This is a genomic window from Synechococcus sp. 1G10, from assembly GCF_002252625.1.
Lineage (GTDB): Bacteria > Cyanobacteriota > Cyanobacteriia > PCC-6307 > Cyanobiaceae > Regnicoccus_A.
On the sequence record NZ_NQKW01000018.1, the window covers coordinates 50,166 to 63,545 of the forward strand.

At 60.4% G+C, this 13,380-nt stretch carries 12 protein-coding genes; 5 read left to right on the plus strand and 7 right to left on the minus strand.

Features of this window, described 5'->3' with window-relative positions; genetic code table 11:
* Positions 1-1,206, minus strand: a complete 1,206-nt coding sequence (locus CJZ82_RS13470; protein WP_094556281.1) for a DegT/DnrJ/EryC1/StrS aminotransferase family protein — start codon at positions 1,204-1,206, stop codon at positions 1-3.
* A gap of 27 nt (positions 1,207-1,233) precedes the next feature.
* Complete coding sequence (locus CJZ82_RS13475; protein WP_094556282.1) at positions 1,234-1,803, minus strand: thioredoxin family protein; 570 nt, start codon at positions 1,801-1,803, stop codon at positions 1,234-1,236.
* Between the two features lie 145 nt (positions 1,804-1,948).
* Here CJZ82_RS13475 and CJZ82_RS13480 point away from each other — a divergent pair, with 145 nt between their 5' ends.
* A complete protein-coding gene (locus CJZ82_RS13480; RefSeq protein WP_094556297.1) occupies positions 1,949-2,431 on the plus strand; it encodes a hypothetical protein in 483 nt (160 codons plus the stop codon).
* 18 nt (positions 2,432-2,449) lie between these two features.
* On the opposite strand, the gene CJZ82_RS13485 is transcribed toward CJZ82_RS13480, so the two are convergent.
* Genes CJZ82_RS13485 through CJZ82_RS13495 form a run of 3 tightly spaced genes read right to left on the minus strand, consistent with a single transcriptional unit; the run spans position 2,450 to position 4,442 of the window.
* Entirely contained in the window at positions 2,450-3,115 is a 666-nt protein-coding gene (locus CJZ82_RS13485) for a 4'-phosphopantetheinyl transferase superfamily protein (protein ID WP_094556283.1), read from the minus strand.
* A complete protein-coding gene (locus tag CJZ82_RS13490; RefSeq protein WP_094556284.1) occupies positions 3,115-3,564 on the minus strand; it encodes a hypothetical protein in 450 nt (149 codons plus the stop codon). The genes CJZ82_RS13485 and CJZ82_RS13490 overlap by 1 nt, the downstream gene beginning before the upstream one ends.
* Before the next feature lie 2 nt (positions 3,565-3,566).
* Positions 3,567-4,442: an FAD-binding domain-containing protein gene (locus tag CJZ82_RS13495; protein ID WP_094556285.1), complete on the minus strand. Its 876-nt coding sequence runs from the start codon at positions 4,440-4,442 to the stop codon at positions 3,567-3,569.
* A gap of 86 nt (positions 4,443-4,528) precedes the next feature.
* Here CJZ82_RS13495 and fabI point away from each other — a divergent pair, with 86 nt between their 5' ends.
* The 4 genes from fabI (at position 4,529) to CJZ82_RS13510 (ending at position 10,153) form a co-directional block, all read left to right on the plus strand.
* A complete protein-coding gene (gene fabI, locus CJZ82_RS13500; protein WP_094556286.1) occupies positions 4,529-5,311 on the plus strand; it encodes an enoyl-ACP reductase FabI in 783 nt (260 codons plus the stop codon).
* A complete protein-coding gene (locus CJZ82_RS17970) occupies positions 5,311-6,405 on the plus strand; it encodes a hypothetical protein (RefSeq protein ID WP_143593672.1) in 1,095 nt (364 codons plus the stop codon). The genes fabI and CJZ82_RS17970 overlap by 1 nt, the downstream gene beginning before the upstream one ends.
* 32 nt (positions 6,406-6,437) lie before the next feature.
* Positions 6,438-8,213: a glycosyltransferase gene (locus CJZ82_RS13505; RefSeq protein ID WP_158218579.1), complete on the plus strand. Its 1,776-nt coding sequence runs from the start codon at positions 6,438-6,440 to the stop codon at positions 8,211-8,213.
* Between the two features lie 743 nt (positions 8,214-8,956).
* On the plus strand, positions 8,957-10,153 hold the full coding sequence (locus CJZ82_RS13510) for a twitch domain-containing radical SAM protein (RefSeq protein ID WP_255380934.1): 1,197 nt from the start codon (positions 8,957-8,959) through the stop codon (positions 10,151-10,153).
* A gap of 232 nt (positions 10,154-10,385) precedes the next feature.
* On the opposite strand, the gene CJZ82_RS13515 is transcribed toward CJZ82_RS13510, so the two are convergent.
* Together CJZ82_RS13515 and CJZ82_RS13520 are read right to left on the minus strand one after the other, a co-directional pair.
* Positions 10,386-12,374, minus strand: coding sequence for a hypothetical protein (locus CJZ82_RS13515; protein WP_143593673.1), 1,989 nt, complete (start codon positions 12,372-12,374; stop codon positions 10,386-10,388).
* Positions 12,375-12,424: 50 nt separating this feature from the next.
* Positions 12,425-13,084: a class I SAM-dependent methyltransferase gene (locus tag CJZ82_RS13520; protein WP_158218581.1), complete on the minus strand. Its 660-nt coding sequence runs from the start codon at positions 13,082-13,084 to the stop codon at positions 12,425-12,427.
* Between the last annotated feature and the right edge of the window lie 296 nt (positions 13,085-13,380).

Consider the following 13,380-nt stretch of genomic DNA (forward strand, 5'->3'; position numbering starts at 1 on the left):
TCAGATGGCCAGGGCCGCCTTGGTCCCCGCCAGCTGGCGCACCACCTCCACCACCCGTTGCTGCTTGGCAGCGCTCAGTTCCGGAAAGATCGGCAGGCTGAGCACCTCGGCCGTGAGCCGCTCGGTGATCGGCAGGCTGCCGGGCCTGTAGCCCAGATCCGCATAGGCCGGCTGGCGGTGGATCGGGATCGGGTAATAGATGATCGTGTTCACGCCGGCCTCGGCCAGGGCCTGCTTCAGCCAGTCGCGGCAGCAGCTTTCGGGCAGGCCATAGGTGGCGCTGTCGCTGGACGGGACGCAGACACCGCCGCAGCCAGCCTGGGCCGACGGGCAACGGGGGATGCGCACCACGAACTGGTTCCAGCTGTGGCCGCTGGGACCCGCCTCAGGCAGGACCAGCCCCTGCAGACCAGCCAGCTCGGTGCTGTAGGTGCTTGCCAGCTGCCGTCGCCGCTCCACCCACTCCGGCAGGTGGGGCAACTTCACGGAGAGCACCGCCGCCTGCATCGCGTCGAGACGGCTGTTGTACCCCAGGGAGGTGTGCAGGTAGCGGCGCGGCATGCCGTGCACCGCCAGCTCGCGGATGCGGGCGGCCAGCTTCTGATCCCGGCAGGTGACCGCACCGCCGTCACCGGCACCGCCGAGATTCTTGGTGGGGAAGAAGCTGAAGCAGCCCGCATCCCCCCAGCTGCCCACCGGCCGCCCGGCCCAGCTGGTGCCGGTGGCCTGGGCGCAGTCTTCTATCACCAGCAGGTCGTGGGCGGCGGCGATCGCCCCCAGCCGCTCCATGTCCACAGGCCGCCCGAACAGATGGACCGGCATCACCGCCTTGGTGGCGGGTGTGATCGCCGCCTCGATCCGCCCCAGATCGATGAGGTAGGTGGACTCCTCCACGTCGACGAAGACCGGCTTGGCGCCCACGGCGCTGATCGCTTCGGCGGTGGCGAAGAAGCTGAAGGAACTGGTGATCACCTCATCGCCTTCACCGATGCCCAGACCTCTCAGGGCCAGCACCAGGGCGTCGGTGCCGCTGTTGCAGCCGATGGCGTGGGCGGTGCCCACGGCCTCGGCGAACTGTTGCTCGAAACTGGCGATCGTGGCGCCCCCGATGTATTGCCCGCTGCGCAACACCTGCAGAACGGCGTCTTCGAGGGCCTCACCCAGTTGATGAAGCTGCTCGGTGAGATCGAAGGGGGGCACCTGCATGGCAGCAACCTTAAGCCCCTCCCAGGGTCAGGCCCAGGCCGGCTCCAGTCCCGGATGCCACTTGATGTTGCAACCGATTGCAGGCTTCTGCCCGGTGCTCAGCGGCCTCCCCGCCAGCAGCGAATCGAGGGCCGATCGCAGGTCGGCGCCATCGGGCACCTGGCTGTTGCCGGGGCGGCTGCCATCGAGCTGGCCCCGATAGACGAGCTGGTGCGCGGCGTCGAAGAGGTAGAGGTCGGGGGTGCAGGCGGCACGGAAGGCCAGGGCCACGCTCTGGTCGGCATCGAGCAGGTAGGGAAAGCGCCAGCCGAGTCGTTGCCGCTGCTCCGCCAGCTGGTTCGGACCGTCCTGGGGATGGGTGCGCAGGCTGTTGCTGGCGATCGCCAGGATGCTGATGCGCTGGCCGTAGTCGCGATCGATCCGGGTGAGTTCCGCCTCGATGTGTTTCACGAACGGGCAGTGGGCGCAGAGAAAGAGCACCAGTAACGGCCGTGAGGGCAGATCGGTGCTGTTGTGAACCGTGCCATCGAGAGCGGGCAGCTTGAAGGCCGGCAGCGGCGTGCCCAGCGGAACCATCGTGGATGGGGTGAGTGCCATCAGCGTGCGATCACAGAGGGAGGCTGTGGTGAGTCTTGCGTCTGTTTCAGGGCGCGTTGTGGGTGAAGATCTGCCCGTTCGACCCGAAGCGGTGCCCCGGTCCGATCTCTCCCCCCGCTTTGGCCTCCGTGCTGCGGCCGGTCTGATGACAGTCGTGGCGGGAGCACTGCTCGCCGGCGGCTGTGTGCCTGCCCATCGGAGCGCCAGCTGGAAGAACTTCCCCCTGCAGCGGCAGCATCCCCACGACGGCCTTGCGGTGGTCAGCCAGCCCGATGGCTATGGACTGCACATCTGGCTCGAAACCGACACAAGCCGCAAGGGCTACTGCAGTCCGCGCTGGCTGCCGGATCCAGCGCGGCTGTTCAACGGCAACGGCAGCCACCCCTTCAGCTCCGGTCTGGCCAGCCGCGAGGAGTTCTTCGCCGCCGTTGCCCGCCGCGACGTGCGACGGGCCCTGAGGAAGGAACTGGAAGCCCTCTGTCTCAGCCGCGCCCCGCGCAGCACCTGGGAGTGGACCGAGCCGCCCCTGAATCCCTCCCAGGTGAAGGTGGAGAAGCTGCCGATGCTGCAGGAGCCGGATCTGATCACCGATCCCGATACGGTCCGTGAACAGGAGGATCAGCTGTAGCAGGGCTCAGAGCAGAGCTCAGAGCAGGGCCAGGCTGCCGGTGTAGCCCGCGGGCAGGCGCAGATCGTGGAGTTCCAGCTCGGCGGTCGCTGACCATCCGGCTGACGCGAAGCCACAGCCCATGGCCTTCAGCCCCGCCTCCAGGCGGCACCACTGCTGCAGAAAGCCGTTGAGTTGCTCCTCTGCTGGCAGCGCCTCGAGGTCTTCGAAGCTGCCGTTGGGCAGGTGGCGCCTGGCGATCGGCCGCCACTCCAGGCCGGGCCGGCGCTTCTCCACATCCACCCCCACCGGCCGCTCGGGGTGGAGAGCCAGGAGCACCAGGTCGCCCGAATGGGCCAGGTTGAACTGCCACGCGTCCTGGCCGCCCAGCCCCTCCAGGGCCGGTTTGCCATGGGGCCCAAGGCGGAAGCGCAGCCGGGCGGGCTCCAGTCCCAGCGTCTGGCCCAGCCGCAGCCGCAGCAGGCCCCGTCCCAGCAGAAAACGGTCCTGGTCCGCGGTCAGCCGCCAGAGCTGCAGCCGCTGCTGCTCCTCGCTGGAGAGCAGCGCCAGCAACTCCTCCCGCCGCTGGGGCGTGAGCCAGCCCAGCCCCGCCTGCCAGACCGTGGCCGGCAGCCCGGCGTGCTCCAGCCGGCGCGGCGCGGCCTGGTCGGGGTCGATGGGGTGGCTGGGCTGGCTCACGCCCATCAAGATGGATCGCCTGGTTTGGCGGAATCCGGCAGCCGCCGCGCTCCGGCCGATCGCCAGTAGCGGCTGAAGCGGCGCAGGTCGACCGGCTCCGGCAGGTTCACGAAGGGTTCAGGCTCCAGCACCTGCAGGGGCAGGGCGGCGGCCACGCAGGCGGCGATGTCCCCCAGCTGCGGGTCCACCCAGGCGCTGGTCACCACCCCATCGGCGTGGTGGCGCTCGGCGAAGGCCAGCACCTCCTCGGCCCCATGGCCCTGGCGGATCGTGACCGGCAGCTCCAGCAGGCATTCGTAGAGGAAGACGATCCGTTTGAGGCTGATCGGCTCGGCGGCAGCGCCCAGCAGCCCCGGCTCAAAGACGAACACCGCCGGCCTGCCCGGATGGGCCAGCAGGGCGGGATTGGCCTGACCCATCGCCTCGGCGTGGATCCACAGAACCGGACGTTCCATGTTCAGACCGCTCTGCCTTTTGCCTGTCTGCCGCTTTCCTGCGTGGAGAAGAGGCGGGCCTGCAACTCCTCGTAGCTGCTCTCGAATGGACAGGCCGCTGCGGCCGGGCAGCCCGGGCAATGGCCCCCGGCGCCGAAGCGCTCCAGATTGGCGCGGTTGAACAGGTAGGGCTTGCCGCTGAAGCTGCTGGCCACCCACTGCCAGCTCAGGTTGTTGCTGGCGGCATCACCATCGAGCAGGTGGCGCAGAAACCAGCGGGCCCCGGCCTGCCAGCGCACCCGGCGCCAGTGCACCACGTAGGCGGCCAGCCACATCCGGGCGTGGTTGTGCAGCCAGCCGGTGTCGATCAGCTGGCGCGCGAAGGCGTCGATGCAGGCCAGGCCGGTGTGGCCCTCGCGGATGTCGTCCTGCAGCTCCTGGGCGTAGGCCGCCTCCGGCTGGCCGGTCTTGAGCGGCTCTTGGTTCTCCCAGATGCCATCGCCCAGGCGGATCCAGAGCCGCTGCCAGTAGTCGCGCCAGGCCAGCTCCTGCAGCAGCTTCTCGCTCACCAGCCCGGGGCCACTGGCCATGCGCTGGAGCACCACGTCGCGCACCTGAGCCAGGCTCAGAACCCCGTGGCGGATGTAGGGGGAGAGACCGCTGACCGCGCCGTCGAGGTGGTTACGGCTGGCGGCATAGCGCACCGGATCGACGGCCTCCAGCGCTGCCAGCGCCGGTCTTGAGCCCCCCCGAATCGGGCTGGCGCCGCCGCTGGCCTGGGGAAACCGGGCCGCCAGCTCCCGCACCATGGCGTCGCGGTCGGGGAACTGGCGCGGCAGATCGGCGCGGTCGGATTGCAGTGGCGGCGCCGGTTCTGAGGGGGGAGTGCTGGAGGTCATCGCTGGCTGAGAGTCGGGCCGGGCGGCGGTGGAAGCGGTGGAGGAGAATCCCCCCACTGTCCTTGGCCGGCACTCGGCGCCTACCCATGCTCCTCGATCTGCGCGGCAAGAAAGCCCTCGTCACGGGCATCGCCAACAACCGCTCGATCGCCTGGGGCATCGCCCAGCAGCTCGCCGCCGCCGGCGCCGAGCTGGGGGTCACCTACCTACCGGATGAGAAGGGTCGTTTCGAGGCCAAGGTGCGCGAGCTCACGGCGCCGCTGAACCCCAGCCTGTTCGAGCCGCTCAATGTGCAGGACCCGGCCCAGATCGAGGCTGTTTTCGAGCAGGTGAAGCAGCAGTGGGGCTCGATTGATGTGCTCGTGCACTGCCTCGCCTTTGCTGGCAAGGAGGAGCTGATCGGCAACTACTCCGACATCAGCCCCGAGGGCTTCGCCCGTGCCCTGGAGGTGAGCGCCTATTCGCTGGCGCCCCTGTGCCGCTGGGCCAAGCCCCTGTTCAACGAGGGCGCCAGTGTGATCACCCTCAGCTATCTGGGCTCCGAGCGGGCCATCCCCAACTACAACGTGATGGGTGTGGCCAAGGCGGCTCTGGAGGCGAGTGTGCGCTATCTGGCCGCTGAACTTGGGCCGGAGAAGCAGGTGCGGGTGAACGCGATCAGCGCCGGTCCGATCCGCACCCTGGCCAGCTCCGCCATCGGCGGCATCCTCGACATGATCCACAACGTCGAGGAGAAGGCTCCGCTGAAGCGCACCGTCACCCAGGACGAAGTGGGAGCCACCGCCGCCTTCCTGGCCAGCCCCCTGGCCTCCGGCATCACCGGCCAGGTGATCTATGTGGATGCCGGTTACTGCATCACGGGGATGTGATGGGATCGTCCGGGATCAGGCAGGGCATGTGGGGCCTGACCTGTTACTTCAATCCCCTTGGTTGGAAGTCGCGACGGCGGATTTTTGAAACCTTCCAGAGATCATTGAGGATCCCACTTTTTGTGGTGGAGTGGAGTCCGTCAGGCCAATTTGAAATCGAGCCAGGGAATGGTCTGAAAGTTCTGCAGATCAGCGGTGGCAGCATTCTCTGGCAGAAGGAGAGGCTCTTGAACATTGGTATCAAGGCACTCCCCGAGGGCTGTACTCATGTGACATTGATGGATGCAGATCTTATCTTTGAAGATGCCGACTGGCATGAACAGGCCGTCTCAGCACTGAAAACCCATCGGCTGGTCCAGCCATTTTCTGAAGTCTGCCATTTGCCATCAACTATTGACTCCGGCGAATTCATCGGTGTGTCTGAGGAGCCTGCTTACACATCGAGATGTATCAGCCTGGGTAAGGCCATGTCCGTAGGGGCTGGAGAGAAGGAGATTCTTGATCAGATTATCAGCAATCAATGCCTGCGCTTTAAAGCTCTTCTTCAGCAAGGAGAGAGTGGTGAGAGGTATTCAATGTGCGAGGATGTGAATGCATTTAGAGAATTGTCCATACCAACACCTGGCCTCGCCTTGTCTTGTCATAGGGAGACACTTGATCAGCTGGGAGGCATGCCCGATCGCTTCATCGGTGGTGGTGGAGATCTGTTTCTGTTGTTTGGGTTGCTCGGGAGAGGACATGATCTCGCCGCTGGTTGCTGCAGAGCTGGGCTCACGTATGTGAACCATTTCGCCTATCGAAAATTTTGTGATTCACAAATCCAGCGCGGCCAGTCACTTGGCTTTCTGCGTCAGCGTGTTTTTCATCTCCACCATGGATCTCTCTCAAATCGTCACTATGATGGCAGACATGTGGCACTGCAGCGTATGAGAATTGACCTCGACAAGCATCTCGGACTCAGCAGTTCCGGCCTTCTTCGCTTTCGGGGACCCAGCAAGGAACCGTTGGAACGTCATATGAATCATTACTTCATGGAACGGATGGACGATGATGAACAGGCAGCAATCAAAGACTCTGCGGGCCAGCGCTTATGATTTGGCCTCTTCTGACATCGGCTCTCGCCTTGATGTTAGTGCTGCTGATACATCTCAAACTATGGCTACCGATCGGCGATCCTCGCTTCAGTCAGCCGGATCTCGATTGCAGTGAGTTAGTGCCGCGCCGCTTCAATGCTGTTGGCTTGCTGTTTTGTATCATCGCTTTTCATCTTGCCTGGACCTTGCTCGCCAGCCTTTCCATCGCTCCCACTCTCACTTCTTTTGCGTGGTTGCTCCTAGGAAATATGATGCTGGCTCCCTGCTTCCTTGCATGGACTCACAAGCTGTGGATCTATAATGGATTCCGCAAACTTCCTATCGATCGGCCTTGGTCGACTGGAGCTCCTCAACCTGCAGCGGATGGGCTGCCCTCTGTAGCTGTAGTGGTTCCTTGCCGCAACGAACCCTTGGAGGTAGTTCGGCTGACCATAGAATCGGTGCTTGAGCTGAAGTATCCTAAAGCGAAAATCTCTCTCATAGTAACCGACAATAGCGAAGATGGCCACAGCGAGTTGAAGCGGCTGCGCCACTATATCGAAGAGCGTCAATCTTGTGGTATAAATGTGAGCTTGCTACATCGTTGTAGCATTGAGGGGTTCAAAGCTGGCAACCTCGATCTGGCCATTAAGGTGATCAGTGCAGAGCTTGTCCTTTTTCTGGATGTTGACAACTCTGTTCCAGCCGATCTGTTGATCATGCATGCTACGGCCTTTCAACAAGACAAAGGCCTTGCCTTTTTGCAATTTTACAATATCCCAGTCAGTCACCCCCTAGGCCGAGTGGCCTCCGCAACAGGAAATCTGCTCGAACGCTGGAAGTACGAAGAGTTCCTACGCGCTGACATCGGTGGGTGGCCATCCTTCCAAGGACACAACTGCCTTTGGCGAACATCGGTGCTGAAACAGATTGCACCACTCAACCGGTCACTTTTTGGAAGGAGCTTGCTGGTCGAAGACTTGCACATGACGATCCGCGCCAATCAACTGGGTATGCATGGTCGGCTGATATGGAGTCCTGCCGCGTTCTGGACACCCATGCGCTTGCTCGATCTGGAATCGATGTTGGTACGGTGGTGTCATGGCTCACTGCAGGTCCTGTTCAAAGAAGTGACGTTCCTACTCTCTAGTCGCCAGGGTTCGTTGACTCTGGGTGGGTATGTTGATCTTTGGGATCGCCTTATAGGCATGCGAGCATTATCATTATTTCCATTCTTTCTGATCCTACTCCCACAGTCTGTTTGGGGAACAGGCATCCTCGTTCTCTCATCATTGCTCATCTCAGCGATTCTCCCTGTTTTTGTAATCATAAAGAGACCAAATACGCGCCCTTGCCAGGCCAAGCCAACAAGAAGCTACATACTAGATATCTTTCTATTGGGAAACTTCGCAAACTGGTGCGACCTAAGGGGGATTGCTGAGTTTCTGGGGCCCAATCGCGCTCGGTGGGTTCCCACTGGCAAAGCACCCGCTTCAGATCAGTCAGGAGATCTGCAGAAATTAACACCATTCGGCCAATCTATGAGCCATCTTTGTTCCACTTATCGCTGGCCACTTGCCTTCTATTTCAGCGCACTGATATTTTTTATTTTGCGACAATGCCATGGCCCGGTGAGCGCTGCATCTTTGATGTCATGGATTCCGCTATTTGGACAAGCGGTGGCTGTTTTGTCAGCAATTATAATATATGGGCAAGAAAAGCCCAATAGCTCCAAGTCGCTAATCGAAACGTGTTCAGCTCGTAGATGGAATTACGGGCATGACATCAACCCCCTGCTTGCATCCGGCGCGCAGCACACGAATTTTTAGTTGGATCAAACAGCCGACGTCTCGACAAGAGCACTGCTTCTGCCTGAGGCAGGCTCATAATTGCCTGATGATTGATGAATTCTGATCGACTGCGGCAACTGCTCCTCGCCCACGTAGTAAAGGTTTGGTTTCCTCGATGCTTTGATCCTGCTGGCCCAGGCCTTTCTGATGAATTTGGCCCAGACTGGTCACCAATACTTGGTCGTCCACGGCTGCTGGAATTCAGTACAAGGCAGCCCTGGATGGGGGGTGATGCCCTATCTTGGGTCTATGCCGAAGCACCAGTGCAGCTGCTGCCCTCCAGTGGTTGCGTCAAGGTTCAGCCTCAGTTTTGCAGCTACCTAGGGTAGATCCCCGAGTAGGTTTCAGACGTGCGGTTATTCAAAATCTATAGGCTTTCGTAAAGTGCAGCCTATCAATCGATGGCAGCCTCCAGTGCTTTGATGCCAAAGTGGAACATTGCCTGACCCTTACCGTGTAATCAGGAAGGTTGCAGATAGCGATATTGTAGAGGGTGTGTATTGAGCATGACAGCGCGCGCATAGTGCGGCGTACTGAAACTGGATAAGTTCCCGGTATTTTCGCCATGAATCTGGCCGCTAATGACCATGTTGCGTGGAAACCGGCTACGATTTTCACCCAGAACTTCTGGTCGTGAATCGAGGATGCAGATAAATCACAAAATTGATGACGCCGCAGTTCGAGCCGGCGCCAAGCTTCTTGAGCGGACCCCCGGGTTCTGCATGTTGCCCTGGATGAGTCTGCACGTGCGCACCGACGGGAAGGTAGCCGCTTGCTGTGATTTCGAGGGAGAGCTGGGCGACGTCCGTCGCGACGATCTGCGTTCGATCCTGGACGGTCCAGCAATGCGCGACCTCCGTCTGCGCATGTTGCAAGGCGAGACCGTGCCTGGCTGCTGGCGCTGCGTCGATCGTGAGAGCCGCGGCGCCCTTAGCATCCGCCAGGCTATGAACAGCGAGCTGGCGGGTCACGTCGACGCGGTTCTGACAACCCGGCCTGACGGTCATGCACCTGATGCCCGACCCATCTATTGGGACATCCGCTTCTCCAACATCTGCAATTTCCGTTGCCGCAGCTGTTGGCACGGGGCAAGCTCCCGCTGGTTCGCTGACGCGGTGAAGCTCGGCCGCCAGCTCGGCGACCAGGCGATCATCCGGGCAGACGACGACATTGACAGGCTCATGGGCGAGCTCGAGTCCTTCTTGCCCGCTGTCGAGGAGATCTATTTCGCCGGCGGCGAACCACTGATCATGGAGGAGCACTTTCGTCTTCTGCGCACCCTCATTACGCACGGTCGCACGGATGTGCGGCTTAAGTACAGCAGCAATCTTTCTGAACTCGCAAATCATGGTACGGGGATCCTCGACGCCTGGCGGCACTTCCCCAACGTGCGCCTGTTCGCGAGCGTCGACGCAATGGGCGCTCGAGGTGAACTCATCCGCAAGGATCTGGACTGGGACCGCTTCGTCGCCAACCTGCATACCGTGCGGCGTCACTGCCCTCATGTCGATCGACGCACTTTGACCACGGTCTCGATCTTTAACGTCCTGCACTTGGCGGAGCTGCAGCGATTTCTTCATGTCGAGTTCGGCCTCGGCCTGGAGGTGATCCGACTGCATATGCTGCAGGTTCCGCGCCACTACAGCATTTGCGTACTGCCTGCTGCCCTGAAGGACCTTGCACGTGATCGGCTGCGCGCGCATCTTGCCTGGATAGGCGAGCACGCCGACGACGATGCGGCCGGGGTCGCACATCAGCGCCGCCAGATCAGCGCCGTGATCGAACAAATGGACGGAGAGGACTCAAGCGCGTTGCTGCCGAAATTTCGCCGGGAATGCGAGCTGCTCGACACCGTGCGAGGCGAATGTGTGTCGGCAACCTTCCCTGAGCTTGCTCCGATCTTTGCCGCCCTGGACTGAAGGCAATTCGGCCAGTCAGAATGTATCCTGCTGCAGTGTCCTGATTCAATCATCGCCTTCAACCATGATTTCTAGGAATATGTGGCCACAACTGGTGTACAGGGGCTGTTTGATTACGTCATAACCCGCATGATCCAGCTTTACTCAGTCTGCATCCCCGCTTTTTCCGTTAGCTGAAAATGCCGCAGCAATCCCCCCCCCCTAAAAACTGTTTGGTCAGCATTGCTGAATCTCATGCGATGATGCCGAGACTGCGTAGCTGATCCATCACTTGAGAACTGACGTTTGCTGCCTCCGTGACGGACACCACTCGCTCCTGACAGGGCAAGTGGCGCGCGCGAGTAGGAGTGGCCACTACTACCTGTGAGCATGTCGAGAGCCACTGATCCCAGGCGAGAGGCATTGAAGGGCCTCCATCGAGCAGTACAAGAACATCGGCCTTGACCCAGGCGAGGCCGTGCTTCATGACGGACTCGACTTCCAGCTCAATAAGGAAGGCATCGGTGTCCGGATCCCTGAGCGCACGACGCTGACCGGAAAAAGAACGGGCATCATCATCGCTCCAGAAGACACCTCCCTGGCGCCAACCGTCTTGATCGACCACCGCCAACTGCGGAAAGACAGGGGAGAGATCTCGTTCGAGTTCCGCGATCACAGCGCGCGCTTCCTCCCCACCCTGTAGTACGACGAGAGGCGGCCGATCGAGATCTTCCAGCAGGGTAGCCAGAGTTTCAACCATCAGATCGCGATTCGGCTGGGCCAGCTGATGTGGGAGGACGCCCGGCATCCCGTTTACCTCGCAGATCACGCCACCGCTAATCCTGAGGGGAATATCCAGGCACGGGGAAATCACATCGATACCGACAATATCCAGGTGGAAGATCCGAGATACCTTCTCAAGCAGCCTTCGGTTGTCAGGATGCACCTCAGCAAGACACTCCCTTACGGTTCCACCCGTGCTGAAATTGGCTATAGGACTCAGCCGTACGACCTGTCCGTCTTCAGGGACGCTTTCTGGCGAGAGATGCTGGGCCATGAGAAGGTGCTTGGCCTCGTGGTCAAGTTTTATCGGGTTGAAGTGGATGCTTTGCTCCCCTTCCACGCTGATGGGGTTTTTCCCGCGATCACGATTCGCCGCTTCCACTAGTTGCCGGACATTGCTACGTCCATCTCCGTAGACCTGCGCGGAAATCCTTTCCAGTGCCGCGAGCAGCCTCCCCCTCACGATATAGAATCGATAATCTCGCCCCCTGATGTGGGGCTGAAGCAGTACGGGAGTTCCTGCAGCCTCGCTCCGCCGGTAGGCCTTCAGCAGATCTTCTCGGCTTCGGATACCTGTGACTACACCCATTCCCTGGTCTAAATTAGCCGGCTTGGTTACGACGGGATAGCCCATTTTCTCAGCCAGATCGACGGCTTGGCGAAGCGTCGTGACCAGCCGCCCCCCTAAGACTGGCAGACCAGCTTGTAAGAGTAGCTTGGTGGTTTGCATTTTCTGCTTGGAGAGATGCAGACCCCAAGCACTTGTACTCTCAGTGATCTTCTGGGAGATGCGGCGAAGTCCACGTCCGCGCCCGATGACCAGCATGGGTGTGAAACTGACGAGATCTTCGACGTGCCAATCGACGCCAAGTCTCAAAGCTGCGCGAGCCATCGCAAGGAGAGAGGCCTTGGGCCGGAGACGGCTGGGGGGGGCTGATGTCACGAGAGTCCGCCGCTGCTGCCGCGGACCATCAGTTAGAGCCCACTCCCAGAGCATGCCGGACCATGCCAAGCCAGCGAGCAGTTGCTGAAGTGAACCACCCACGAGATCGATGCCAATCCTTAGCCGCAAGGTGTTCTGTGCATGATCCTCTTGGGCGGTTGGGGTAGTTCCCAGGCTGCGTGGCGCCTCGATCCGGACCATGCCTGCACGGAACTGGAGGGCATCGACCCAACGCAGCAACCACGATTCAAGATCGGGCACCTGTTCTACATCTCCAGTAACCTCCAGGGAGGATCCTGGGGACGTATTATCGGGTGTGGCTGTAGCTTTTGCTTCGTCAAACTCATTGGTATTTTCGCTTTCATCGGACGCCTGCGGATCTTTGAAGCTGCCGAGGAGAGAGTCGGGTTCAGGAAGTTCTCGCAGCAACTCCCGCAGTCGCTGATGCGTCGGCATTCTAAACAGTCCGAATAGGTGATCTCGTCTTGCCTCCACCTGCAGGACGGCCGTGGGCAACGAACTCACCGGACTGCAGCCTTCATAGTTGGCAAGGGCACGGACGTGGATCACTGTCCAACAGGTTCAAGGGGTCGAGGCCGACGCTGCACAAGTGTCACTCCTTGAGCGATGGCGAGATCAAATACTTGCAGATCAGCATGTCCTCTAAGCTCTTCAACATAACGCCAGGTCGTATGCTTATACCGTTTTTCCGGGCCGTAGATTTCTGAAAGAATCTGACTGTGGCTGTCGTGAAACAGAGCAATTGCTCCTGGTGCGAGCTGCGGTAGAAATGCCTCAAATTCAAGGCGACACTGCTCTTCCGTATGTAGGCCATCAATAAATAGAAAATCAACTTCAAGCTGCATAAAGTCCGCGCTTTGGACCACTTCTTGGCTGGTCTGCTGGCGATGCTCGATGCAGGTAATTCCGTAGGAGGCAAAGTATTTGTCGGCGCGCCCATCTTTCCAGTGGTCGTCAGCAAAGGAAGGGTCAATGAACAGAATGCGACCCCTGTTGTCATTGTCTTGAATCGCCCGGCCGATCAAGAGAGGAACGAATCCTCGCCAAGAGCCAATGATCACGGCAAGTCGTGGACGCAGGGTTCGAGCGAGGCCGTAGTACGTCCAGCCTAGGCCGAGTTCGCGGCGCTCAAAGTCCTGACCATGTCCCATCTCCCAAAGATCGGGAGTCATGGCCATCTCATTGATGAGGGAGAAGAGCGACATGCCCGTATTCATCTAAGGGCAGTAAAGATAATTCTTCAGCACCCTATCATGGCGTCTGGCCTGGTGATGAGCGGATTTCTGAATGCAACGAATCTCTGCGCCTAGGCATGTTTTCCCGAAGGGTCACTCAGTGATCAAGAGTGCCTGCGGCGGCGGCTGGTCGATGAGGCATTGAAGATCCGTACCCGTTCAGAGGGCGGGTACGCACGAGCTCTGTAATCCACGCCTGACCGCATACCGCTGAGGGGCCAAGGACGCGGCGGCGTGAGCTGAACAGTTCAGGAATCCGGCAGCAG